Annotated in this window: 21 protein-coding genes; 4 read left to right on the top strand and 17 right to left on the bottom strand. The window is 41.4% G+C overall.

The genetic code is table 11. The annotated features are described in order from the left end of the window. Positions 1-2: 2 nt before the first annotated feature. Together JCM15074_RS10605 and rpe are read right to left on the bottom strand one after the other, a co-directional pair. Positions 3-686 carry a phosphoglycolate phosphatase gene (locus tag JCM15074_RS10605; RefSeq protein ID WP_025821183.1) on the bottom strand — a complete coding sequence of 228 codons (684 nt, stop codon included), beginning with the start codon at positions 684-686 and terminating at the stop codon, positions 3-5. Then, positions 686-1,363, bottom strand: coding sequence for a ribulose-phosphate 3-epimerase (rpe, locus tag JCM15074_RS10600; protein ID WP_025821182.1), 678 nt, complete (start codon positions 1,361-1,363; stop codon positions 686-688). Before rpe ends, JCM15074_RS10605 begins: the two co-directional genes overlap by 1 nt. A 513-nt stretch (positions 1,364-1,876) precedes the next feature. Between rpe and JCM15074_RS24000 the strand changes: the two genes are divergently transcribed. Further along, a complete protein-coding gene (locus JCM15074_RS24000; protein ID WP_084266991.1) occupies positions 1,877-2,065 on the top strand; it encodes a DUF2970 domain-containing protein in 189 nt (62 codons plus the stop codon). On the opposite strand, the gene JCM15074_RS10595 is transcribed toward JCM15074_RS24000, so the two are convergent. The 9 genes from JCM15074_RS10595 to JCM15074_RS10555 all read right to left on the bottom strand — a co-directional run bounded on the left by JCM15074_RS10595 (position 2,053) and on the right by JCM15074_RS10555 (position 11,369). Further along, positions 2,053-2,889, bottom strand: coding sequence for a Dam family site-specific DNA-(adenine-N6)-methyltransferase (locus JCM15074_RS10595; protein ID WP_025821181.1), 837 nt, complete (start codon positions 2,887-2,889; stop codon positions 2,053-2,055). The genes JCM15074_RS24000 and JCM15074_RS10595 overlap by 13 nt on opposite strands. Positions 2,890-3,028: 139 nt before the next feature. Next, on the bottom strand, positions 3,029-4,741 hold the full coding sequence (locus JCM15074_RS23570) for an AAA family ATPase (protein ID WP_025821180.1): 1,713 nt from the start codon (positions 4,739-4,741) through the stop codon (positions 3,029-3,031). 25 nt (positions 4,742-4,766) lie between these two features. Further along, entirely contained in the window at positions 4,767-5,837 is a 1,071-nt protein-coding gene (gene aroB, locus JCM15074_RS10585) for a 3-dehydroquinate synthase (protein WP_025821179.1), read from the bottom strand. 12 nt (positions 5,838-5,849) lie between these two features. Then, positions 5,850-6,365: a shikimate kinase AroK gene (aroK, locus tag JCM15074_RS10580; RefSeq protein ID WP_025821178.1), complete on the bottom strand. Its 516-nt coding sequence runs from the start codon at positions 6,363-6,365 to the stop codon at positions 5,850-5,852. A gap of 181 nt (positions 6,366-6,546) precedes the next feature. Next, positions 6,547-8,589 (bottom strand): type IV pilus secretin PilQ, encoded by a 2,043-nt coding sequence (locus JCM15074_RS10575; protein ID WP_084266990.1) that lies wholly within the window; start codon positions 8,587-8,589, stop codon positions 6,547-6,549. A gap of 23 nt (positions 8,590-8,612) precedes the next feature. After that, a complete protein-coding gene (locus JCM15074_RS10570; protein WP_025821176.1) occupies positions 8,613-9,128 on the bottom strand; it encodes a pilus assembly protein PilP in 516 nt (171 codons plus the stop codon). Beyond that, positions 9,125-9,730 carry a type IV pilus inner membrane component PilO gene (locus JCM15074_RS10565; RefSeq protein ID WP_025821175.1) on the bottom strand — a complete coding sequence of 202 codons (606 nt, stop codon included), beginning with the start codon at positions 9,728-9,730 and terminating at the stop codon, positions 9,125-9,127. Before JCM15074_RS10565 ends, JCM15074_RS10570 begins: the two co-directional genes overlap by 4 nt. Continuing rightward, positions 9,730-10,302 (bottom strand): PilN domain-containing protein, encoded by a 573-nt coding sequence (locus tag JCM15074_RS10560; RefSeq protein WP_025821174.1) that lies wholly within the window; start codon positions 10,300-10,302, stop codon positions 9,730-9,732. The genes JCM15074_RS10565 and JCM15074_RS10560 overlap by 1 nt, the downstream gene beginning before the upstream one ends. After that, positions 10,290-11,369, bottom strand: a complete 1,080-nt coding sequence (locus JCM15074_RS10555) for a pilus assembly protein PilM (RefSeq protein ID WP_025821173.1) — start codon at positions 11,367-11,369, stop codon at positions 10,290-10,292. The genes JCM15074_RS10560 and JCM15074_RS10555 overlap by 13 nt, the downstream gene beginning before the upstream one ends. A 516-nt stretch (positions 11,370-11,885) precedes the next feature. Between JCM15074_RS10555 and JCM15074_RS10550 the strand changes: the two genes are divergently transcribed. Continuing rightward, a complete protein-coding gene (locus tag JCM15074_RS10550) occupies positions 11,886-14,465 on the top strand; it encodes a penicillin-binding protein 1A (protein ID WP_025821172.1) in 2,580 nt (859 codons plus the stop codon). 68 nt (positions 14,466-14,533) lie between these two features. Here JCM15074_RS10550 and argH read toward each other — a convergent pair whose 3' ends face one another. Genes argH through argC form a run of 5 tightly spaced genes read right to left on the bottom strand, consistent with a single transcriptional unit; the run spans position 14,534 to position 19,893 of the window. Next, entirely contained in the window at positions 14,534-15,907 is a 1,374-nt protein-coding gene (argH, locus tag JCM15074_RS10545; RefSeq protein WP_025821171.1) for an argininosuccinate lyase, read from the bottom strand. A gap of 19 nt (positions 15,908-15,926) precedes the next feature. After that, complete coding sequence (locus JCM15074_RS10540; RefSeq protein WP_025821170.1) at positions 15,927-17,159, bottom strand: argininosuccinate synthase; 1,233 nt, start codon at positions 17,157-17,159, stop codon at positions 15,927-15,929. Between the two features lie 22 nt (positions 17,160-17,181). Beyond that, complete coding sequence (locus JCM15074_RS10535) at positions 17,182-18,090, bottom strand: ornithine carbamoyltransferase (RefSeq protein WP_025821169.1); 909 nt, start codon at positions 18,088-18,090, stop codon at positions 17,182-17,184. A gap of 12 nt (positions 18,091-18,102) precedes the next feature. After that, on the bottom strand, positions 18,103-18,888 hold the full coding sequence (gene argB / locus JCM15074_RS10530; protein WP_025821168.1) for an acetylglutamate kinase: 786 nt from the start codon (positions 18,886-18,888) through the stop codon (positions 18,103-18,105). Positions 18,889-18,900: 12 nt separating this feature from the next. Beyond that, a complete protein-coding gene (gene argC, locus JCM15074_RS10525) occupies positions 18,901-19,893 on the bottom strand; it encodes an N-acetyl-gamma-glutamyl-phosphate reductase (protein ID WP_025821167.1) in 993 nt (330 codons plus the stop codon). A 257-nt stretch (positions 19,894-20,150) separates the two neighbouring features. Between argC and argE the strand changes: the two genes are divergently transcribed. Beyond that, on the top strand, positions 20,151-21,299 hold the full coding sequence (gene argE / locus JCM15074_RS10520; protein ID WP_025821166.1) for an acetylornithine deacetylase: 1,149 nt from the start codon (positions 20,151-20,153) through the stop codon (positions 21,297-21,299). Positions 21,300-21,453: 154 nt separating this feature from the next. Then, entirely contained in the window at positions 21,454-24,090 is a 2,637-nt protein-coding gene (gene ppc, locus JCM15074_RS10515; protein WP_025821165.1) for a phosphoenolpyruvate carboxylase, read from the top strand. A gap of 44 nt (positions 24,091-24,134) precedes the next feature. On the opposite strand, the gene JCM15074_RS10510 is transcribed toward ppc, so the two are convergent. Next, the gene (locus JCM15074_RS10510; RefSeq protein ID WP_025821164.1) at positions 24,135-25,406 is read right to left on the bottom strand and encodes a CinA family nicotinamide mononucleotide deamidase-related protein; all 1,272 of its coding nucleotides are present in this window, start codon (positions 25,404-25,406) and stop codon (positions 24,135-24,137) included. Between the last annotated feature and the right edge of the window lie 953 nt (positions 25,407-26,359).

The raw sequence follows: 26,359 nt of genomic DNA, 5'->3' as shown, positions 1-26,359 counted from the left end.
TATTATTGAGTTGGCAAAAGCCGTGTCAGAATTTGATTAAATTGTTCACATACGGCTGTTGGCTGTGAAAGCCCAATATCTTCACCGTAGTTATAGCCATAGGTCAAGCCTATTGAGGCAACTCCAGCCGCTTTTGCCGCTAGAATATCATTACGCGAGTCACCCACCATGAGTAACTGGCTTGATGTTAACTGCCATTTGTCCATTAAATGAGTTAATGGCAATGGATCTGGCTTCATTTTCGCTAATGAGTCACCACCTAATACCTCATCAAAAAAGCCATCAATATCGAATGCTTTTAATAATGGAACGGTGAAGCAATGGGCTTTATTGGTCACAATAGCCATTTTAAAACCCGCTTGGTGTAACTGCTTTAAGCTGTCATGTACGCCTTCATATAAGCAACTATGCTTTTCTAAATGTAGCGCATAATAGTGACTAAAACGTGGCATAGCTTGATCAAGCTGATCTTGCTCAACCTCATGACCTAACGCTTGAGTTAATGCGCGGCGCATTAGCATTTCAACGCCATTACCGACCCATGAACGCACATCGTCATTAGTACAGCTTGGTAAATTATACTCGGCTAATGTCGCTTGTACCGCCGCCGCTAAATCAGGCACACTATCAATTAAGGTACCATCTAAATCAAAAGCGACCGCTTTAATCTGTTGCCATTGTGTCATTATTTACCCTCAACTTTTGCAAGTTCTGCACGCATTTTGTCAATTTCAGTTTTATAGCATGGCTTATTGAAAATAGCAGAACCTGCGACAAACATATCAGCACCAGCAGCAGCAATGTCAGCGATATTATCAACTTTAACACCGCCATCAACCTCTAGGCGAATATCAAAGCCACTGGCATCAATACGCGCACGTACTTGACGTAACTTATCTAAGGTTGAAGGAATAAATGATTGGCCACCAAAACCTGGATTGACTGACATTAATAGAATGACATCAAGTTTATCCATTACATGATCTAAATAATGTAATGGCGTAGCAGGGTTAAAGACTAAACCTGCTTTACAACCTGACTCTTTAATTAACTGTAATGTGCGATCAATATGTTCAGAGGCTTCTGGGTGGAAAGTGATAATCGATGCTCCTGCTTTTGCAAAATCAGGAATAATACGATCGACAGGCTTCACCATCAAATGCACATCAATTTCATGGGTAATACCAAATTTACGTAGTGCTTCACACACCATAGGGCCAATCGTTAAATTAGGCACATAATGGTTATCCATCACATCAAAATGAACGACATCAGCACCGGCAGTTAACACCGCCTGAACATCATCACCTAAACGGGCAAAATCAGCTGATAAAATTGATGGAGCAATCAAAAACGGACGCATATTAATCTCTTAGCAGTAGGGTAAGATGTGAACATTCTACTCTCTGCTCCCTGTCGGCTCTAGGTAACAGAGCGACTTTTCTAATAAAAAAATCAATTAAGTTTTATCTTGATATATTTCCGAACACTTTTTATACAAATTTGTTATAGTAATGTGTATCCGATTTTGCCATGGAGGTTATATGACAGTATTACCTAGTTACCTTGCAACTTTTTTAGCAAGCATACTCTTGTCTGTCTCATTATCGACCACTGCAATAATTGTAGAACAGTATTCCCCCGCCCTTTACACTCCAGTCAATGTATCTGTAGCAACATAAATAGTTACAACGCTAACTTACCAGTAAGTGCCCCGAGCAACCGTTGCGCCAAGAGTAATGATCAACTAAATTGGAAAAATTGGTTAACAGGATCAAACCGCTCTAGTCAGCTGCACTTTATGGACTTATTAGAATTATTGTATGGTCATACTGATAAGCCGCTTGATAATATTACTGACCCGCAATCATAATTAATGAATATTTGGCAAGTTATCAGTAGCACACTGCTAGCATTTTTGGGGGTTCAATCCCAGCAAAATAGACGCAGAGACTTTGCTCAAGGTTCGCCTATTGTGTTTATTATTACTGGGATAGTGATGGCAATATTATTTGTAATAGTATTAATAATATTGGTTAACTTAGTATTGAATTACTCTTCGTAATGATAGCTTTGATCATACAAGGCCATTAATTCATCTACTTTCTTACGTGCGCTGCCCTTTTGGCTAATGTTACGCTGCACTTGGATCTTCTCAAACTTAGCGCCGCGATATAACTCACGGGTTAACGGAATATCATGGTTGCTAATCAACACTGGGATACCACGTTCAACGGCGGTATGTCGCGAATGTCTCGCTAATAAGGCTTGATCATCTAATGAAAAACCTGCGCCCACATAGGTTGTAAAACTCGCCGTGGTTGATAATGGCGCATAAGGTGGATCACAATAAACCACATCACCAGACAGCGTTAATTCAAATGCTTGCTCATAGCCAATACATTTAAACTCTGCTCGCTGAGCTTTTACAGAAAAAGCACGCAGTTCTTTTTCTGGGAAGTAAGGTTTTTTATATGAACCAAAAGGCACATTAAAGCCGCCTTTTTTGTTATAACGGCATAAACCATTAAAACCATGGCGATTCATATATAAAAAATAAACTGAACGCGTGAAGGGATCTTTGCTTTGGTTAAATGCATCGCGGATCTTGTAGTACTGCGTTTTATCATTCATCTCATCGACAAATAGTTTTTTAGCCGCAGTAATATATTGCTCAGGTTGACGTTGCACAATTTGATATAAATTAATCAAATCTTGGTTAATGTCACAAAGCAGGTAACGCTCATAGTCAGTATTTAAAAACACTGAACCAGCACCGACAAAAGGCTCAACAAGTCGCTTTCCTTGGGGTAAATGCTTTGATAACGCATCAACTAATTTATATTTACCACCAGCCCATTTTAAGAAGGCTCTTGTTTTTTTGCTCATTAACCCGATCAACACCCTAAAAAAAACAGTCGCAGAGTATACCTTAAAATGAGCGCGTCAGCACGGCTAGTTCAATAAAATTAGCGACAATCATTACATCAATATCTCGTGATTTATTTCAAGTTAACACAAACCAATATTAACCCACATGTTTAGCTTGATAACGCGCTAACGAGGTCCAAGTTCTCACAAAAACCTGCTTTAAACGATATTTAGATTCCATCTCTTTTGCCGCGGTTAATGCGAGTTGTTTGTCTTGATAGTCACCAGCAAACACAATTAACCATTGTTTCTGCCGAGCAAAACAGATGTTATCTTGCATATCTAACTCAGCAATAAATTTAGCTAAGGTCTTTTGTCGCTTAACCGTCCCCAACTGGGTGGTATAACCTTGCCTGTTTTGTAACTGGCACTGCAGAGCGGCTAATTCAGGCATTATATCCTCAACAGCCTCTGGTTCAATTGCAGCTATTTTGGCTTCTGTTGGCGCTTGCGGCTCTTCATTACTGGCAAGCTTAGTCGCGGCTGTATCAGTACCATCCGACTGAGGACTTGATGAACTTAATAACGTATCCGAGGCCTCTTTAATCGGCGCTTTATCTTGAGTTGGTGCGTCATCATCAGTCAGGACTTCTGCTTGAGCCATTGCGTTAGCCGCCGTACTCGCACTAATGGCCGCTTCATCTACCTTAATGACATCAACCTCTGATTTGGTTTCAACAGAAACCGCGTTATCAGCGACCAATTCAGCAGTTCTGTTTGCCGTTAATACACTGTCAGTTGCAATAGATGAAATCTCTACAGCCGCCTGTTCATCTGGGGTCACGTCTGCAAATTCACTTGGTTTCAACTCAGCTAAATCCTGTGCTAAAGCAAGTTCAGCCACAACCTCAGTATCATCAATAAACGGCTGTTTTTTTACAATCGCATTCGCCTCAGTAATATTGGATTGACTTGCCAAGCTGATACTTGGTTCGGCAATGGTACTGACGTTATCATCAGTCTCTTTATCATTAACGACAACCGATTGAACTAACACGGTGTCAGTCACTAACTCCGCTGGCGATGTTTCAGCAACGACTTCACTTGATTCACTAAATAAGAGTGCAACAGCAATAGAGCAAATTAATATTGAAGCCACACTGCCAGAAACAATCACAGGCCACTTAGGTTTAGCGGCGGCAATAATTTCGGGTTTTATCGCTAATTTGCTGAGTTCAATGACATCTTTAGGGGTACCAGATAACGTCGCCAAGCGCTCTTTAATCACATCAATAGCTAAAAACGGGTTAACACCACTTTGATTAATGAGCTGCACATATAACTGTTCACGCTCAGTCAGGCTTAATGCTGGCACGCTAATAGGTAAGACTAATGACCGCTGCTTGGCACTGAGTTCGCCAAAGAATTCACGTTTAAACTGGGGACTCACAAAAGTAGTAATAGCAATACGATAACCATGACATTTCATTTGACTCAACACCATAAACTCAGCCCATAACGCCAATGGCATATGATGCGCATCATCAATCACAATATGGAGGTGCTGTTTTACACCTGCAGCTAAACGAATGAATATATCGGTAAGAGATTCATCTTGATCAAAAATAGGATCTGAAAATAGTTGGAATACAACTTTACGGCGAATTTCACCACTATCGGTATGCTTAGCACAAGTCAGCCATGCCGTATTAAAGGTCTCGGTATCGCTCACTAAACTGGTGGCAATTTGAGTTTTACCAGCGCCTTGCTTCCCGACCACCATAACCATTTGCTGGCTATAGCAGGCATTATGCTGCAGTCTTTGAAGTAATGCGTCCTGCGTTGGCAGAAGGTTAGAATCCTTTTTCACCTTTAAACCATATCCTTAGTTTAATTTAATTAATCACCTGCTTTAATTGCTCATCGGTAATATTGGCATAAATGCCGGCACGACCAATCCCTTCTGGTAGCACCAATCTTATTTTACCTGCTAATACTTTTTTGTCACGCCGCATATGCTTAATAAAGTGTTCAAAATGCATGCCGTCAGGAATATGAGTTGGCAAGTCAAATTGTAATAATAACGCTTTAATTTGCGCGAGTTGCGATTCGGTCATTAATCCTAATTGTACGGATGTTTGCGCCGCTAACATCATGCCACTAGCAACGGCTTCTCCGTGCAGCCAAACGCCATAGCCCATCTCAGCTTCTATCGCATGACCGTATGTATGACCTAAATTAAGCAGTGCACGTACACCTTGCTCGGTTTCATCCTCAGCCACAACTTGCGCTTTAATTTCACAGCAGCGGCCAATCATGTCGCTCAATGTCGCAGCATCAAGTTGCTTAATTTTTTGTACGTTAGATTCGAGCCAGCTAAAAAACTCACTATCCCACATAATACCGTACTTAATCACCTCTGCCATACCTGCAGCAAACTCGCGTGCGGGTAATGTGGTTAAGCAATCAGTATCAATCATCACATATTTAGGCTGATAAAAAGCGCCAATCATATTTTTACCTAACACATGATTTACGGCTGTTTTTCCGCCTACGGATGAGTCAACTTGAGATAATAAGGTAGTGGGTACTTGAATAAAATCAATACCACGTTGATAACTTGCTGCAGCAAAACCCGTCATATCACCGATAACACCACCGCCCAACGCAATTAGTACGCTGTCTCTACTAAAGTTATGCTCCAGTAGTGCTGTATAAATATTATCGAGATACGCTAAGGTTTTGTATTGTTCGCCATCGGGAAGGATGACTGAACGGACTTCACTGGCACCAGTTATAAGCTGCTGCAATGAATTTAAATATAGGGGGGCAACGGTGTCATTCGTAACGATTAACACGCGTTTATTGAGCAGAAAGCGAGACAAAGCCTCGCTTTCCTCAAACAACTTCGGGTTAATTTCAATCGAATAACGTCTATTCTCTAACTCAACCTGAACCTGTTTCATAATGGGATCTGCCTAAAATCCTAATTGCTCAATAATCTGATTCGCGACTACTTTTGCACTTTGATCGTCAGTTTTAACAATCACATCTGCAATTTCTTCGTACATCGGATTACGAACTTCTGCCAGACTCTCTAAGACTTCACGAGGGTCATCTACTTGAAGTAGAGGACGACGTTTGTCTCGTTGAGTACGAGCAACTTGCTTATCAATAGTGGTTTCAAGATACACCACGATACCGCGGGCAGAAAGATGATTTCTAATATCTTTACTTTGTACCGAGCCACCACCAGTAGCTAGGACAATGCCTTGTTTTTCGGTTAAATCTTCAATCACTTGAGCTTCGCGACGACGGAAACCTTCTTCACCTTCGACATCGAACACCCAAGAAATATCAGCACCTGTACGGCTCTCAATCTCTTGATCTGAATCGTGGAACTCTAAATGCAGCATCTGCGCCAGATGACGACCAATAGTGCTTTTACCTGCGCCCATTGGGCCTACTAGAAAGATATTACGTTTTTCAGCCATTTTTTCGTCTGAATCTTATGAAAAGTTTGCCCATGTCGACTTATTCGTAGCTCAAGCCGACCTATTTGTTACCTTGCTCTTATGAGACTTGACCACGGATTATCTCAGCTTACCCCCATTAAAGGCAAGTGAAGCTTAAGAATAATCCGAAATAGTCTATATTTTGGTATAATTTTTGAGGTTAAAATTGCTCTGAGACAATTTTTGGCGTGACGAAAATCAATAGTTCCTGACGTTCATTCGTATCTGTTGAGTTACGAAATAAAGCACCTAACCAAGGGACATCACCGAGCAATGGTACCTTACTTACGCGACTAATTGAATTCTGTTGATAGATACCACCTAAAACAATGGTCTCACCATTATCCACTAATACCTGGGTACCAATACGCTGAGTATCAATCGCAACAGCGGGTCCAGTAGGAGTATCAACGGTTTGACCTTGAGTATCTTGGGTAATGACTAAATCTAAAATAACACGATCGTCTGGGGTAATTTGTGGCGTAACCCGTAGCGACAATACGGCTTTTTTAAAGGTTACCGTTGTTGCACCACTTGATGAGGCCTGCACATAAGGAATCTCAACACCTTGTTCAATATAGGCTGCTTTTTGATTAGAGGTGGTGATCCGCGGACTGGCGATAATCTCGCCTTTGTTCTCTTGTTCTAACGCACTTAATTCTAAATCAAGTACGGTTCCGTCTGCGAGTTTAGCAATATGGAATGCAATACTGGCTGGATTATTCACTGCCGCAGGTAAATTCACATTAAGACGATCATCAAGTGATGGCAGGGTGCCACCCGCCATATCTTCAGCGCCTTCTAGCGAGCCAGAGGTTGCATCATTACCTTGCTGATCACTTATTCCCCAGCGGATACCTAAGTCTTCAGATACATTGTCTTTGACCGTCACCATGCGTGACTCAATCAATACTTGGCGGATTGGAATATCAAGCACTTCAATTAAGCGCTGCACATTCTCTAAACTGTCAGCGGTATCTTTAACTAATAGGGTGTTAGTTCGTTCATCAACGGCAACTGAACCACGGCTTGATAATAAACTGGTGTCTTTGCCCTTTAGCAACTCCGCAATATCAGTCGCTTTAGCATAATTAATTTGCAAATATTCTGAATAAAGCGGTGCTAATTGCTTCACTTCTTGCAGATTTTTAAGTTGTTGGCTTTCTTGGTTTGCAAGCTCTGCACTTGGAGCTACCATCAAGATATTGCCTTCAATACGCTTATCTAACCCCTTTGTTTGTAGGATAAGATCTAACGCTTGATCCCAGGGCACATCATCCAATCTAAGGGTAATAGAACCGTCGACTGAATCACTGGTCACTAGGTTAAAATTGTTATAATCCGCAATAATTTGCAGTACCGTGCGTACCTCAATGTTTTGGAAATTAAGTGATAACTTACGACCTTTGAACTTTTTAGATTTTTGAATCACCCCTTTATTAACATTGGGGGTAATCTGTAATTGCAGTTGATTGCCAATCTGATGATGTTCAAAATTATAATGGCCATTAATATCAAGTAAAATACGCGCAGTTAATGTGTCCTTGAAAGTTTCAAACTGCTTCACCGGCGTTGCAAAATCCTGTACATCCATGACATATAAAAGATCGTTAGCGATTCCAGTGTTATAGAATTTAACTTCTAATTTTGCCCCAACTTGCTCAACATCAACCGCAACAGATGAGTTAGCTAACTTAACAATTAACTCACCGCCTTCTTGATTAAAACGCTTAAAATCTATGCCTTCAATTTGATTCAGTAAGGTCTGTTTATGTTCTTGATAACTAACTTCATCATTAAACACTAATTGGTACACATTAGCTTTCGTATTAGCTTGATAAGCCATCATTGCATCTAATTTAACTTCAACGTTTAACGCGCTATCTAGCGGCATTGTCGTCACCTGCTTTACGCCGTCTTTACCAATATCTATCGGATTTTTGGTCATCGCCGAAACTGAGTTGGCAAAGGTTAAGGTGACAGTCGCAGGATCAGCATTCAATTGGACTTTCGGCTGTTCAACCTCTTTTTCAAAGACCAAATTAATCGCTAACTGTTTACCCACAAGTGTATGATATTTCACATCAACGAGTTTATTTTCAGCCCATGCGGTAGATGAAAAACTAACACATAATAATGTCGCAACTAGCGACCATTTATGAGCCAGTAAATTTAAAATATGTTTGCAGCTAAAAACAGACATGATGCAAAAATCCTTAATAATCGTTATTCAGTTGCTAATTCCATACTGCTGACACGCTCGGTCCAACAACCTGCCCCATCGGGGATAAGCTCAACAATATTAATCTGTGATGAACTCACCTGATCGACTCGACCATGATATAAGCCAAGGTAATCACCCTTATTGACTTGAAATACTCGGTTATCATCGGTTTCAATCAAACCAACAATCTGCTTACCTCGACTTAATGTACCGCGCATTTTTAGGCTCTCTAATGCATAACTTTCTGCATTGGATTTAACTCGCTTAATATCAGGTTGTAAGCAATCTTTATTAGAGACATAAATCTCTTGTATTGTCTCTCTTACCGGTGGTGAGAATGGACTACGTAAATTTTGTGATTGATAGGCATAATGCTCAAAATCGGGCGTACTATGTAAAGGTGCTACACGACCACTATTATTGGCCTTAGTTTCTACTACAAATTGCTGCAGCTCTTCAGTGGGGTCACCACAACCGACTAATAGCAATACCAAACTTAACCAGGCTATTTTGTTCATTTTTTCCCTTGCCCTTTAAGTTTTGGCTGCTCAATAAAGCGATAAGCTCTAGCCTGAATTTCCATGGTTAATTTATCGTCACTCTTTTCAATAACAAAGTCATGTAAGCTTACAATACGCGGTAACTGTGCTACGCCAGAAACCAATTTACCTAATTGATGGTAATCGCCAGTTACTGTCATATTAATTGGAAATTCGCCATAAAAATCGCGATTAAGCTGAGGTTGCCAATCAAGGCTGTGGATCTGCAATCCTGCATTGGTTGCCACAAACGTAAGATCATCCAACAAGCTCGGCATTTCATTTTGCGAGGGCAGCATTCTTAATAAGGTATTAAATTGCACTTCCATATCATTAAGTTGTTGCCGATATACATCTAAATTAGAAGCTAACGTATATTTGAACTTATAATCATTACGTAGATCAGCTTCTTTATTTTGCGCTGCACTGTACTGTTCAAGAGCGCTAGATAAGAAAAACAAATAGCCAAAAATCAGCACGAGTACACCCATTACAGCTGCAAATACCACCTTAACTTGAACAGGCCAACCACCAATATTTTCAAAATCGATATCATTAAACTGCTGCAAATTAAGTTTCATTATTTAGCTCCAACTAGATTATTATTTTTAGGGGCATCAACAATGGTAATTTGTAAATTAAAAGCCTGTAATTTATGTTCAGCATTATCCTTAATACTAATCGACTGCAAATTGGGATCTTTTAGCCAAATCGAACTTTTTACTTTGCGCATAAAATTAGCCACATTGTTATTCGATTCACTGTGTCCCTCTATCCACAGCAAACTGCCTTTTTTATCCACTTTAGAAAGATATACACCTGCAGGCATAATTTGTGCTAATTCATCAAGAATATGGGTCGGTAGATTACGTGATTCCTGTAGGTCCAGAATGATTTTACTGCGCTGTTCAATACTGTCTTTACGACCCCGAATATCTCGAATCTCACCAATTTGAACTTCAAGCATCTGAATCTCTTCAGTTAAAAAGTTATTGCGGGCATTTTGACGTTCAACCATGCCATTAATAAACAGTTGACCGATATAAAGCACAACAATAGCAAGCACAAAAATAAGCCCTAGCACGCCTAAATAATCGCGTTTTTGCTTCTCTTTAAGTTCCTCTCGCCAAGGCAGTAAATTTATATTCGCCATTCGCTATAACTCCTTAAAGCTAAGCCACAGGCCACCATATATTGCCCAATCTTAGGCTGTAATTTACTTTTAATACTTAAATCAGCATATAAACCTGAATTAAATGGGTCAGCCAAAATAACTTTTAAATTCAACTCTCTACGAATTAAATCTGTCACCCCTTCCATCTGTGCACCACCACCAGATAACACCACAAAATCCACCTTAAGGTGGCCACTAGATGTGCAGTAAATTTGTAAGGTACGCTTGATTTGCTGGATCAATTGTTTGTGATAATCAATCAATACATCAAGTTCATAAGTATCAGGTAAGGTTTGTTCTAACTTGGCTTTTTCAGCGTCTTCGTAACTCATAAAGTAATGAGAAACGATAGCTTTAGTTAAATAATCACTGCCAAAGGTTTGTTCACGAATAAAGGTGGTTTCACCATTTTCAATCACCGCAAAGGTTGTCATCTCTGCGCCAATATCAATCATTGCAACGACTTCATTATCATTAATTTCTGGTAATTGTTCGGCAATAAGTTGGTAAGAACGACCTAATGCATAACCTTCGATATCGACCACTTTTACCGAGAGATCAACACCGTCAATACTATCAACTCTGGCATCAATATTTTCAGTGCGGCAAGCGCTTAATAGCACATCAACTTTACTTGGATTAGCAATATTAGTACCTAGAATTTCAAAATCGATACTGACGTCATCAAGTGAGTAGGGAATAATATTGTCAGCCTCAATTTCAATCTGCATTTCCATTTCATCCTCTTTTAAAGCGGCGTCCATGAAAATGACCTTGGTCATCACTGCAGAGCCTGAAACGGCTACAGCTACATATTTGACAGATTTCGGCAGACTTTGTTTGACTTTAGCAAGCGCAAGTACAACTGCATCAAGATCGCGAATATCATGATCCTTAACAGCCCCCTTTTTCAAAGGAACTGCCGCAGACGCAACAATTTTATAACCCCTAGACGTCTTATTCAGCAATATGGCTTTGACTTCATGAGACCCAATATCGATGCCAACCATATGCGGAGCCTGACGCTTCCATAATTTAGAAAGCACTGCACCTATCCTTGCAAATTATTATTATTCACTCACGCCAATGTTAACAAGTTAACCTAACGTTAAAGTATTAGGTATAAAATGTTCATTTTTTTTACATTTGTCAATAATTAAGTGTGATACTTAGCGCTTATATCTAACCTAAAAAGGTAAGATCCATACTAAAAGCAAATCTAAAATAAGGGGGTAATTAATCTAAAGATAACGAATAGAAAGCCTATATAATTAAGCTTTTTAAGGAAAAAAATGTAAGACAATGGCTATAGCTAATTAGTAATTTAGTGGGTATATCGCTCCAATTTCATTCGCGAATAAAAATATAACCTCATTTAGTTATCTTATAAACTGCTCGGCAAAATAGTCTACACTCAACACAACCAACCTCATTATTCTGTTAACGTTTTAATTCAAATTGCTATACATTGCGCATTGCTAAATTTGCTTGCACTCGCACCCAAGGTTAACTTGGGTATATAATAGTCGGCTCGACTTAACTCTCATTATCGGAAATATTCAGTGAAGTGGTTTAAACGAATTCTTATTGCCTTATTCACTCTCGCACTCTTAGGAGTAGGCGCCGTTGTTGCCGCTTACTATTATGTATTGCCAGAGCTTCCTGATGTGGCAACACTCAAAACGGTCAAACTGCAAACCCCGCTGCGTATTTACAGTAGTGACGGTAAATTAATTTCGCAATTTGGTGAAAAACGTCGTATTCCCGTCACCCTAGATGAAGTGCCAAAACCGTTATTACAAGCCTTTATTGCCACTGAAGATGCACGCTTTTATGAGCACCACGGCGTCGATCCAATTGGTGTTTTGCGTTCAGCTTTAGTATGGATAACGACAGGACAAAAGAAGCAAGGCGCCAGTACCATCACCATGCAGGTTGCGCGTAACTTCTTCTTAACCCGTGATAAAACCATTATCCGTAAAGTTAAAGAGATCTTTATCGCTTACCATATTGAGCAATTACTGACTAAAGATGAAATTTTAGAACTTTATATCAACCGTATTTATTTAGGCCAACGTGCTTATGGTGTCGGCGCTGCGGCACAGGTGTATTACGGTGAAGATGTAAAAGACCTAACCTTAGCTCAAATGGCGGTTATTGCTGGTCTGCCTAAAGCACCATCAACCCTCAATCCAATTACTTCTCCTCGCCGAGCTAAAGAGCGTCGTAATATCGTATTAATGCGTATGCATGAAGTTGGTTATATTACTGATGCAGAATACGAACAAGCCAAAGAGCAGCCTATCACAGCCAAATATCATGGTGCAGAAATTGACTTATACGCACCGTATATTTCAGAAATGGCGCGTGATTATATAGTGGCTAAGTATGGTGAAGAGGAAGCTTATACTGGCGGTTATGATGTCTACACCACCATTAATTCTAAACTCCAAATAGACGGTCAAAATGCATTACGTAATAACCTCTATGCTTATGATCAACGCCATGGTTATCGCGGTCCAATAAAGCAATTAACAGCTGCACAAATACAAGATAAAGCAGAGCTAAATAAAACACTAAATAGTATTGCTCCTATCCAAGATCTACAAGCCGCTGTAGTGACTAAGATTGAGGATAAACAAGCACAAGTCATGCTTGCTGATGGTAGCGAACAAACTCTAGCTTGGGATGGTATAAAATGGGCTCGCGCCTTTATTACCGACAAACGCCAAGGTAAAGCACCAAAAACAGCCGCTGATATCTTTAAAGTGGGTGATGTTGTTTGGGTTCGTCATAACGCCGATGCATGGCAACTATCTCAAGTACCTGAGGTTGAAAGTGCTTTAGTCTCAATTAATCCACATGATGGTGCAATTGAGGCACTGGTTGGTGGTTATAGCTTTAGCCAAAGCCAGTACAATCGTGCCACTCAAGCTAAACGCCAACTGGGCTCGAATATTAAACCATTTATTTATACGGCAGCATTAGAAAAGGGCTATACCCTAGCAACGCTTATCAACAATGCACCAATCAATAAGCCTGATATTCGTCAAGGTACAGCATGGCGACCAAAGAACTCACCTGATGTTTATGGTGGTCCAACTCGCTTGCGTATTGGTTTAGCTAAGTCGATTAACGTTATGTCGGTACGCGCTATGCGTCATGCAGGCCTTGATTACACCATTCAAGATTTAGAAAAATTTGGCTTTAATCCTGACGATCTACCGCATAACGAATCAATCGCTTTAGGTTCGGCTTCCGTTACGCCGATGCAAGTGGTTACCGCATTTGCGACATTTGCTAACGGTGGTTATTTAGTTAAGCCTTTCTATATTGATCGTATCCAAGATCCTGAAGGTCATATTATAGAACAAAGTGAACCGACTCTAGCTTGTACGCCACCAGCAATTGTAGATCCACAGACCGCTGACCATAATGATCCATTTGCGGCAATGAAGGATGAAGTCAGCAGTACCCCAACAGAAATAGCAGGTATTGAAAATCCAAGCACTGATCACACCAGCATTGATATTGAAACTTGCGGTGATGTAAATAGCCATTTTGCTAAACGCATTGTTTCAGCGCAAGATGCCTTCCTTATTACACAGGCGTTAAAAAGTGTTATTTGGGGTGGCGGAGATTGGGCGCATGGCACAGGCTGGAATGGTACTGCGTGGCGTGCATCGAAAACAGTTAAGCGTCATGATATTGCAGGTAAAACAGGTACAACTAACGAATCTCGTGACACTTGGTTTAGTGGATTTACGCCGAACTTAGCGACAACAGTATGGGTTGGTTTTGATGACCATGGTAGAGAGCTAGGCCGTACAAGTTGGAATGCTAACGATAGCCAAGGCCAGATCACTGGCGCTGAAGCGGGTGCAAAAACAGCGGGGCCAGGCTGGAATGAGTTTATGAAACATGCACTGCAAGGTGTACCTGAAGCGCCAAATACACCGCCACCAGGGATTGTTTCTGTGCGTATTGACCGAGCAACGGGCTTACTGACTCGTAAAACGGACTACACTACGCGTTTTGAATATTTCATCTCGGGAACTGAACCCACTGATTATGTCAGTGACACTCAAACTGAAGAGGGTGACCTCTTTAATAAAGATGTCGGCTCGGAGCTATTCCAGTAATTCACAGCAATAATACCCATAAAAAAGCGCGATAATTATCGCGCTTTTTTTGTGGACAACTATTATCACTAATTATTCAGCTTCGATTTTGCTGCAATAGCTTGCTTCACAAGCTCTGGCGAGGTGCCACCAAGCGCTTGACGTTGTGCTAGACAAGACTCAATCGTTAAGCACTCAAATACATCATCAGTAATCACATCTGAATAACTTTGTAATGTTGATAGTGGTAATGCTTCAATCGCTAATTGTTGCTTAATTGCAGCAACCACAAGCTCGCCCACAATATGATGTGCTTCTCTAAATGGTACGCCCTTCGCAACAAGATAATCAGCCAACTCGGTTGCATTAGCGTAACCTTGCAGGGCGGCTAATGTGGCTTGCTCATGATTCACCTGTAGCCCTTGTAAGACTAATTGTGCAACCTCTAAGCAGATACTCCATGTATCCATCACATCGAATAAGCCCTCTTTGTCCTCTTGCATATCTTTGTTATAGGCCAAAGGCAACGCTTTCATCGTGGTTAGAATACCCACCAAACTGCCATATACTCGTCCAGTCTTGCCTCTTATCAACTCTAATGCATCAGGGTTTTTCTTTTGCGGCATGAGTGATGAGCCAGATGTAACATCATCACTTAACTCAATAAAGTTAGCTTCCCCTGAGTTAAAGAAGATCAAATCTTCTGCCATACGGCTAAGATGCATCATACTAATCGCTGCTGTGGCAGACAGCTCTACCACATGATCTCTATCCGAAACACTGTCTAAGCTATTTAACGTCGGTGCTGCAAATTGCAGTGATTGTGCCAACGCGACGCGATCCATCGCATAGGCCGTTCCCGCAAGTGCACCACAGCCTAATGGGCAAGTATCAAGTCGTTTAAGCGCATCTTGCAAACGTGAAATATCACGTTCCATCATCTCAACATAAGCCAAACACCAATGCCCAAAAGTAATGGGTTGTGCCCGTTGCAAATGGGTAAAGCCTGGCATCACAGCATCATATTCACGCTCGGCAACCAACAATAGTTGCTGTCTCAGTCCGGTCAATAACCCAAGTACATGTTGCCCCTGCGCTTTACACCACAACTTCAAATCTGTCGCCACTTGATCATTACGTGAACGCCCAGTATGTAGTTTCTTACCTAAATCACCCACTTTAGTAATCAGTGCTTGTTCAACAAAACTATGAATATCTTCAGCACCGCTGGCTAAAATTAATTCAGGCTGTTGCTGCACTTCGTTAAGTAGTTGAGTTAACGCTTGTTGTAACTGATTAGATTCATCAAGGGTAATAATCCCAACTGACGCTATTGCTTGTGACCATGCAATCGAGCCAATAATATCTTGTTCAACTAAGCGGTAATCCACTGGCAGTGAATCATTAAATAAGGTAAATAATTGACTGCTTTGTTGGCTAAATCTGCCACCCCATAATGCCATGTCGTTATCCTTTACTGTGTCATTTAGTGTTTGAGTGGCTATTTAAAGCCCGAATTCTACTCGCTAATGAATATAAACGAATAAAGCCTTCAGCATGTTTTTGGTCATAAACATCGTCTTCACCAAAAGTCGCAAAAGCTTCTGAATAAAGACTATTTGGCGAACGCTTCTTAACAGCAACTGCTTGGCCTTTGTACAGTTTTATCACAACCTCACCATTCATTAATGTGGCTAATGACTCAGATGCCGCTAATAACGATTCACACAAAGGAGTAAACCAACGACCGTCATAAACTAACTGCGCCATTTGTGCCCCTACTTGTTCACGCCATTGACGACTGGTTTTATCTAATACCAGTTCCTCTATTGCTCTAAGCCCCGCAAACATCACTGTGCCACCAGGCGTTTCATAACAGCCCCGCGACTTCATACCCACTAATCTGTTTTCAGTGATATCGACTCGTCCAACACCATGTTTGCCAGCCACATCATTGAGGTACATCAGTGCTTGATAAGGCGTTAACTCGATATCGTTAACTTGAGTAATCCGACCATTTTCAATGGTTAATGACACATATTCTGGTTCATTTGGCGCGTCTTCAGGAGCAGCCGTCATAGTCCAAACCCCTTTAGAAGGCTCATTCCAAGGATCTTCTAATTCGCCACCCTCATGGCTAATGTGCCAAGCATTGGCATCTCGACTATAAATTTTTGTTGCAGAAGCTGTGGTCGCAATATTACGTTCAGCCAGATAAGCTAACAAATCTTCACGACTTTTCATTTGCCACTCACGCCAAGGGGCAATCACCTTTAAATCAGGCGCAAGTGCTGCAAAACAGCCCTCAAATCGAACTTGGTCATTGCCTTTTCCCGTACAACCATGACAAAGCGCATCGGCACCAACCTGACGTGCCACTTCAACTTGTGCTTTAGCAATGATTGGGCGCGCCATTGATGTTCCTAACAAATAGGTACCTTCATAAATAGCACCTGTCGCAATGGTTGGATAAATATAATCAGCAACCAAGGCTTCTTTTAAATCAACGATATGGCATTCACTCGCACCAGAAGCTAGCGCTTTCTCAGTTAACCCTTCCAGTTCAGCAGCACCTTGACCGACATCAGCACAAAACGCCACAATTTCACAATTATCATAGGTTTCTTTTAACCATGGGATAATGGCGGAAGTATCTAACCCGCCCGAATAGGCTAATACGACTTTTTTGATTTTGGCTGCTTGTTGTAGAGACATTATTATTTTTCCTAGGTAAAGATTATTGAGCTAATAAAGTAACCAGTACTGCATTTTGCGCATGCATGCGATTTTCAGCTTGTTGCAAGATAAGCGACTGCTCGCCATCCATCACCTCATCGGTCACTTCAACGCCGCGGTGAGCAGGTAAACAGTGCATAAAATAGGGAGTGCCGACTTGCTGCATCAAGGTTTGATTAACTTGATAAGGCGCAAATTTCTGCTGAATGTCAGTAAATGAGGTGTTGTCTCCCATTGAGATCCAAGTATCGGTATAAATTGCATCTTGCTCTCCGATGTCACTCACCTCTGAAGTTAATAACAGCGAACCACCATTCTGAGCAGCTAATGCTTGTGCTTCTTGTACAACTTGTCCATCAGGGAAATGTCCTGCAGGACAAACTACTGTCATCTTCATTCCCATAATGGCTGCGCCATACATCAAAGAATGAGTCACATTATTACCATCGCCGATATAAGTTAACTTAGTGTTTTTAAGCGTACCTAGCTGTTCTGTTAACGTCAGCAAATCAGCAAGTCCCTGACATGGATGATACAGATCGCAAAGCGCATTAATCACCGGGACGCTAGCATGCTGAGCCAGTTCATTAATGGTTTTATTGCTATAGACCCTTGCAACAATTGCATCGGCCCAGCAAGATAAATTAGTAGCAAAATCAGCTATCGACTCACGTTGACCTAATGCACCATTTTGTTGATCCAAATATAAGCAATGCCCACCGAGTTTATTAATGCCAATATCAAAGCTCACTCGAGTTCGTAATGAGGGTTTTTCAAATAACATCACCACACTTTTACCTGCTAAAGCTTGGTTATATTGAGTAGGCGCAGCTTTAATCATTTGCGCCAATTGCAACAGGTCATGCAATTGAGTTTGAGTTAATTGCTTTAGTGATAAAAAGTTGTCCATAGACTTATCTCCTTAAGGGTGTATTTGAGTACCAACTGGCAAACCATTCGCTAATTCCGCTAATTGCTTAGCATCACGCCAGCTCGCAACTTGTACGGGCTCTCCAAGTGTTTGGGCAACTTCTAATGCGGCCTCAACTTTTACTTTCATACCGCTATCAATCACGCCTTGCTTAACCAATTCAGCAATTTGAGTTTGATTGAGCTGTTCAATTAATTTCCCCTTACCGTCCAATACACCTGACACATCTGAGAGTAATATCAACTGTCCGGCCACAAGTTGGGCTATTGCGGTTGCAGCTTGATCAGCATTCACATTCAGTAAATTGCCATCGTTATCAATCGCAATAGAACTAATAATGGGCATTAACTGGTTAGCCAGTAATAAGGTGATAAATTGGCTATTGAGCGGACTGACTTTGCCAACATTGCCTAAATGACCATTTTTGAAGGTGGCGGTAACCATATCGGCATCAGCTAAACTAAGGCCCACACTATTAATCCCCGCTTTTTTAGCGGCAGCTTGCAGTGTCTTATTGGCCATGCCAGCTAAAGCGCCCACCACAACGGGCATCTGTTCTGCGGGTGTGACACGTAGACCATCGACTTTTTGAGTTTGCATTTGGTTAGCTTGTAATTGCTCTTCGACCATATAACCACCGCCATGCACAATAACAATAGCTTGACCACGACTGAGCATCTGATAAACCGTGTCCATCAAACGCGCCATGCCCATTTCGCACTGCAATAATGCACCGCCCACTTTAATGACCAACACGGTTCCAGTTACTGTACTCATAATTACCTCCATTTAAGCCGTTAAACCATAATGAATAGTTATGCATTCAAGCGTTTGACTTGCAGCCCCTTTCATTAAGTTGTCAATCACACTTGTCATGACTAAATAAGACTTATCCGAGTCATAACACCAACCAATATGACAACGTTCACTATTAACAACATCATCAACTTTAGGTAACAGTTGCTGCTGCACATGTACGATTTCAGAGTCACTGTAAACTTGAAAGGCTTGTGAAATTTGCGCAGTAGTGACCTGAGGCTGCATTTTCACAGTCACAGTGGCGTGAATACCTCGTTTAAAATTACCAAGATGAGGAGTAAAAATAGTTGGTAGGCCAGAATAAGCTTCAATCTCAGGTTGATGCCTATGATTCAATACACCATAGGCAGCTAAACTCACTTCGCAAAAGCTAGTATGTAAGCTAGCTTTTCGACCTGCGCCGCTGACACCACTTACCGCATTAATAACAACACATGCTTGCTGATCAACCATATCGGCAATTGGCTTTAATGCTAATAAACTTGCTGTCGGGTAACAGCCTGGTACAGCAATCATCTTAGTTTGACTAATAGCAGATGCATGCCATTGAGTGAGCCCATAAACTGATTGTGCTAATAGCTCAGGATACTCATGTTCAAAGCCATACCACTGCGGATATAGATTGATATCCTTGAAACGATAAGCCCCACTTAAATCAAATACCGTTAATCCTTGCTGATGAAACCACGCCGCTAAATGCAAGCTCACCTTATGATCAGTCGCTAAAGCAACAGCATCACACTGCGTAGCAATATCCTCTTTGGCCGCATCAGATAAACCTTGAAGAGGTAATTTAACTTGGCTATAGCAAGGGTATAAATCAGCCAATTGCTTGTGTTTATCTAAGCTATTTTCAGAAACATACAAACCATATAAATGGAGCTGATGATGGTTGAATATTAATTCAGATAGTTGTGCCCCGGTGTAACCGCTAGCACCTATTACGGCTATTTTTTTAGTCATTATTTTTGTGTCTTAATAGTATGTTGTAGGGATTTTTAGTTGAATTAGGGCACAATCAAAGGCCCACAGCGGAACGCTGAATGACAGATTATCGTCGTAGAAGGGGAGTAACTTGGTTTACGTTAAACGGGGTTAACAATGCGTAAATTATTTTCATCTCAGGCACTATGTTTTGTAGTTGTTATATTTAATACTTGCTAGACTAACACGTAAAATTAATTATGCAATATTTATGAATAACTATTTTAAGGTTTATTATGTTCCCTACATTAAAACAGAGCTTTAGCCAATTAATAAGCTTACCTTCTGTAAGCTCATTAACTCCTGATATGGATATGAGTAATCAAGCAGTAATAGAACATTTAGCTAATTGGTGCGCAAGTTTAGGATTTGAAACCACAATAACGCCTGTTACAGATAGTCGCGGTAAACTTAATTTACTGGCTCAAATAGGCACAGGCAAAGGTGGCTTATTATTAGCGGGACATACTGATACAGTGCCATTTGATGAACATTTATGGCAACAAGATCCATTTACACTGACAGAAAAAGATAACCGCTGGTATGGATTAGGCACATGCGACATGAAAGGATTTTTTGCTTTAGTGTTAGCGGCAACAAGTGAACTAGACCTTACACAATTAAAAAAGCCACTGTATATTTTAGCCAGTGCGGATGAAGAAACCACGATGAACGGTGCCAAAGCATTTGCCGCTGAAACAAAGATAGCCCCTGATTACGCGATTATTGGTGAGCCTACCGGATTAGTACCCATTTATATGCACAAAGGACACCTTGCCCAAGGGATCCGCGTTCATGGTCGCAGTGGTCATTCATCAGATCCTGCCAATGGATTAAATGCTATAGAGATCATGCATCAAATCATTACGCAGCTACTAAAACTCAAGCAAGATCTAGCTGAGAATTATCATCAAACTGATTTCAGTGTCCCCTATCCAACACTTAATTTTGGTCAAATCACAGGTGGAGATGCTGCCAATCGTATTTGTGGTTGTTGTGAGTTACATATCGATTTAAGACCCATCCCAGGCTTGCCACTTGAGGAACTCGAGCAAATATTGGCCAATTATTTATTACCTATTAGCCAGCAATATCCCGGCTCAATTACGATTAATCCATTATATCCGGGCTCAGAAGCCTTTGCTGATGACAAATATAATCCATGGACCCAACTTGTCGCTGAACTTGCTAATCAAACACCTGAGGTCGTTAACTATGCATCCGAAGCCCCCTATATTAAACAACTAGGCTGTCAAACATTAGTGCTTGGTCCCGGTAGCATTAACCAAGCACATCAAGCAAATGAATATATCGATATGCACTACTTAAATAAGAGCGTAACTCTCATAAAACAGATGATATTTCATGCCTGTATGAAGGATTAATAGATTAATTAGTAATGACTAAATAATGATCTACCACACAATAAACTGTTTATTTATGGCATCAACCAATTGCTGCCATTGACCAGATTAGATCAACTGGTATTGTGCTAAGACAAGGTTTTACCCCTACAGCAACAGTACTGCGGAGCAATAGATGCAAGATATGTATGCAACATTAAAATCCAATGTTAATCATCTAGGACAAATTCTGGGTGATACCATGGGAGCTCATCTCGGCGATGCTTTTTTAGAAAAAATAGAACTGATTAGACAACTAGCCAAACAATCACGACTCGGTGATAACGCCGCACGTGAACAGATGCTTGAATTACTTGCAGCACTACCTGATGAAGAGCTAGTGCCTTTTGCAAAAGCATTTAACCAATTCCTCAACCTTGCCAATATTGCAGAGCAATTCCACACGATTAGCCGTGATTGTGATGAATTAGTTTGTGTACCCGATCCCGTAGAGCAACTGCTTGGCCGCATGTTAGATGGCCCAATCAATCAACAGCAAATGCTTGATTGCCTGAAAAATATGAATATTGATCTGGTATTGACGGCTCATCCGACTGAAATTTCACGACGGACATTGATCCAAAAATACGCAGCGATTATTGATTGCTTAACAGAGCAAGAGAATAACCAACTTAGTGAGCGTGAGCATCAGCAAGTCAACCTAAGACTACGCCAGTTAATCGCTCAAATTTGGCATACCAACGAAATTAGACGTGAACGCCCAACACCAGTTGATGAAGCTAAGTGGGGCTTAGCGACAATTGAAACATCACTATGGCACGCGGTACCTGATTTTCTACGTCAACTCAACGACCAAGTTGAACTGCGCACGAATATCCAATTACCCATTGATATTGCGCCGGTAAAATTCTCAAGCTGGATGGGTGGAGACCGCGATGGTAACCCGTTTGTTACAGCAAAAGTGACCGAAGAAGTCTTACTGCGTAACCGTCATGCTGCGGCAAGACTCTATCTAAAAGATGTTGTGTTATTAGTAAATGAGTTATCGATGGAACAAGCTAATGCAGAGCTGCTGAGCTTTACCAATAATAGCTGTGAACCCTATCGCGATGTACTAAGAGACTTACGCCAACGATTACGAAACACCATCGATTATTTAAATGAACGTATTGATGGTAGCCACCCAAGTATCAATGCTGCGGACATTATCTGGCATGAGCAAGATTTAAAACAGCCATTACTAATGATTTATAACAGCTTATGTGATTGCGGTATGCGCCTTATCGCTAATGGCCTGTTATTAGATATGCTACGCCGCTTAGCCTGTTTTGGCATTCATTTACTACGACTTGATATACGACAAGATGCACAACGTCACAGCGATGCAGTAGCAGAGCTAACACGCTATTTAGGATTAGGTGATTATAACCATTGGGATGAACAGGAAAAACAGGCATTCTTATTACGTGAATTAACCGATAAACGCCCACTCATTCCAAATTGCTGGCAACCGAGTCAAGAAGTACAAGAAGTCGTCGACACCTGCAAACTGATTGCAACTCAACCCGCCTCATCACTTGGATCTTATGTTATTTCAATGGCAAGCAAACCATCAGATGTGCTGGCCGTTTTATTATTACTCAAAGAGACTGGTTGCCCTCACCCTATGCGGGTTGTACCGCTATTTGAAACCCTTGATGATCTCAATAATGCCGCCGACTGTATCAGCGCATTATTAGCCATTGATTGGTACCGTGGTTATAGCAAAAATAAACAAGAAGTCATGATTGGCTATTCTGACTCAGCTAAAGACGCTGGGGTAATGGCAGCGGCATGGGCACAATATCAAGCACAAGAGCAGCTGGTTAAAATCTGCAATCAAGCCGAAGTTGAACTAACGCTATTCCATGGTCGTGGTGGTACCGTTGGTCGTGGCGGTGGTCCAGCGCATAAAGCGATTTTATCACAGCCCCCAGGCTCAGTTGCTGGACGTATTCGAGTCACAGAACAAGGCGAGATGATCCGCTTTAAATTTGGCTTACCTAAACTTGCTTTGCAAAGCTTAGCCTCATATACAACGGCGGTATTAGAAGCAACATTATTGCCGCCGCCAGAACCAGAGCAAACATGGCGTGAAACCATGCAACGTATTGCCGATGAGTCAGTAGACTCATATCGCGCAATTGTATGCGATGAGCCAGATTTTGTAGCTTACTTTAGAGCGGCAACACCAGAAGTAGAACTCGGTAGCCTGCCATTGGGCAGCCGCCCAGCGAAACGAAGAGTCAATGGTGGGATTGAAAGCTTACGTGCCATTCCTTGGATCTTTGCATGGTCGCAAAACCGGCTCATGTTACCTGCATGGCTTGGTGCTGGCGAAGCACTTCAAGCAGCAACAGATAGAGGCGAACTAGCATTATTACAAGAGATGGCAACCAAATGGCCATTCTTTGAAACTCGTCTGTCTATGTTAGAGATGGTATATGCCAAAGCAGAACCAAATTTAGCGCGTTACTATGAAACCTGCTTAGTTTCACCAGATCTACATTATCTAGGAGATACCCTACGTCAACGCTTAGATACTGGCATTAAGGCAGTACTGAACTTAACCGGTGATGATAGCCTAATGGCGCATACTCCATGGAATAAAGAATCGGTCAATTTGCGTAACCCATACATTGATCCACTTAACTTCCTTCAGGCAGAACTATTAGGACGTACTCGTAAAGAACAACAAGCTTCGGCTGATGTGCAACTGGCATTAATGTTAACCATCGCAGGTGTAGCTGCAGGTATGCGCAATACAGGTTAAGCTGCTACTTCCATAAAACAAAGCCCGCAATTGCGGGCTTTGTACTATTTAATGCGTTTATATGACGGGTAATCGACAATAGGTGACTCACCCAATAGATGACGTCGTAACATATCTAACGCCACTGCAGTGGCAAGTTGACGCACTAATTCACGAGATCGACGAGGAAAACAAATAACTTGGCTATATACTTGCTCACGAGTCGCTAAAGCAATCGCAACGGTACCAACAGGCTTTTCATCACTACCACCATCAGGACCAGCAATCCCCGAAGTTGATAATCCATAATCACCATTCAATAATCGCCTTACCCCAGCAGCCATCTCTTCAGCCGTTTGATAAGACACTGCCCCATACTGAGCTAATGTTTTGACAGTAACACCAAGCAACATATTCTTGGACTCATTAGAATAAGTCACTAAACCTTGTTGCAAATAGGCAGAACTGCCAGAAAAACGAACTAAATCACTGGCAATCATTCCTCCCGTGCAAGATTCAGCCACACTCAATGTCTTACGCTTAAGTAATAACAACTCGTGTACAGCTTGGCTTAACGTAGGTATATTTTCAGTCACAACAACATTGCTGAGTAACTGTTTGACTTGAGATGTTAACGCAGACAATTGAGCAATAGCCTGCTCACCACGAGCAAATAACTTAACTTCAATATAAGGCATACTCGAACGATAACCGATAGTAATCCCATCAGGAATAGCTAGCTTATCGAGCACATCTGCTAAAGCGGATTCACCTTGGCCTATGGTTTGTAATTTATAAACTGCAGTAGGCTCAGACAAAGAAAATGTCTGTTTAATGAAAGCTAAAAACTGTTCGCTCACCATCTGCTTAAATTCAAATGGCACACCTGGGGTAAAATAGAGCCATGCACGATTGAGCTTCACTCTGAAACCACAAGCAGTTCCGACAGGATTATCAACTATAATCGCAGACTCGGGCAACATCGCCTGTTTAAGATTACTCTCTGGCATCACTCTATTATTTTTAGCAAACCATGCTTCTAATGATTGACGCCATTGTTGGTTTTCAATTAAATCTTCACCTTTAGCCTGCGCCATAGCTAGTGCTGACATATCGTCACTCGTTGGACCTAAGCCACCATTAACGACTATCACATCCGCGTAATGACTGCGCTCAATAAAAACATCAATCAAATCTTGTAAGCGATCACCAACAGTTACGCGTCGTTGAAGTTCAATACCATGATCCATCATCGTATTAGCAAACCAAGCTGCATTCGTATCGACTATTTGACCTGCTAATACCTCTTCACCCGTACAGATCATTTCAAGTTTCATCATAATCCCTCATTTGCGTAAAACTAATATGCAGCAATACTAAGTTAACCAACCTAATAAGCAACCAATATAGGTTTAAATAATAATAACTTTTTCTGCTTCGATATGAGCGATAGCACAGAGTTTCGTCATAGCAATTAAAATTTGCATAAAGTGATTAACTGAATAGAGAAGCGTTACCAACCTCATCCATTAAAAATAAGGAAATAATCCACAAGCTACAGAAATGTGACGAATGATGATTGAGAGATATTGATGACGACTATAAAGGTACTTTTATGCCCTTTGGGTATGGCAATGGCCAGCTACGCTAAAGCTTCGCGCTGAACTACATGGATGTAGTAAATGCAGAAAATGTCTGGAACAGTTTTCTGCCATTAGCACATCGCTACGCGATATTCACCCTACGACTGCCATGGACGGCGGAAGTGTCGATTATGAACGGAACAATCATCGACCTATCACATGAATGGTTACCTCACTGCGTTCGGGCTATTTATTTCCCCATGTTCGTTCGGTCATGCCGCGCATAAACGAAAAAAGCCCGTTGTATCAGCAACGGGCTTTCTCGTGTATTAGGCACTTTCATGCCCTCGGGTATTTATGCCCTTTGGGTATGGCGATGACCTACTCTTTTATCTCAGAGCACTTGTGCTCGCTTTAAGGGACACATGGAGGTGACAATAGGGTGCTTAATAAACGCAGCTTATTGCCCTAGTGGAACGCGAAGCAACTTGTTGCGAAGCGGGAGGTCCGCTTAGCACGTGGAAGCCACTGGGATGTGGCGAATGTCTGGAATTCAGGGATGCAATTTCTGGCCAAGCTTAGCGGCAGATGAATGACATAAAAGATATTGATGGCGACCATAAAGACGCTTGGCAATGGCCAGCTTCGAGGCAAGCTCTCCGCGTTCAATTCAAGCACTAAGCTTCGCTTAGTAAGCGCTTGGATTT

It is taken from the genome of Shewanella marina JCM 15074 (genome assembly GCF_000614975.1).
Lineage (GTDB): Bacteria > Pseudomonadota > Gammaproteobacteria > Enterobacterales > Shewanellaceae > Shewanella > Shewanella marina.
This window is presented reverse-complemented; position numbering and strand designations above follow the sequence as displayed.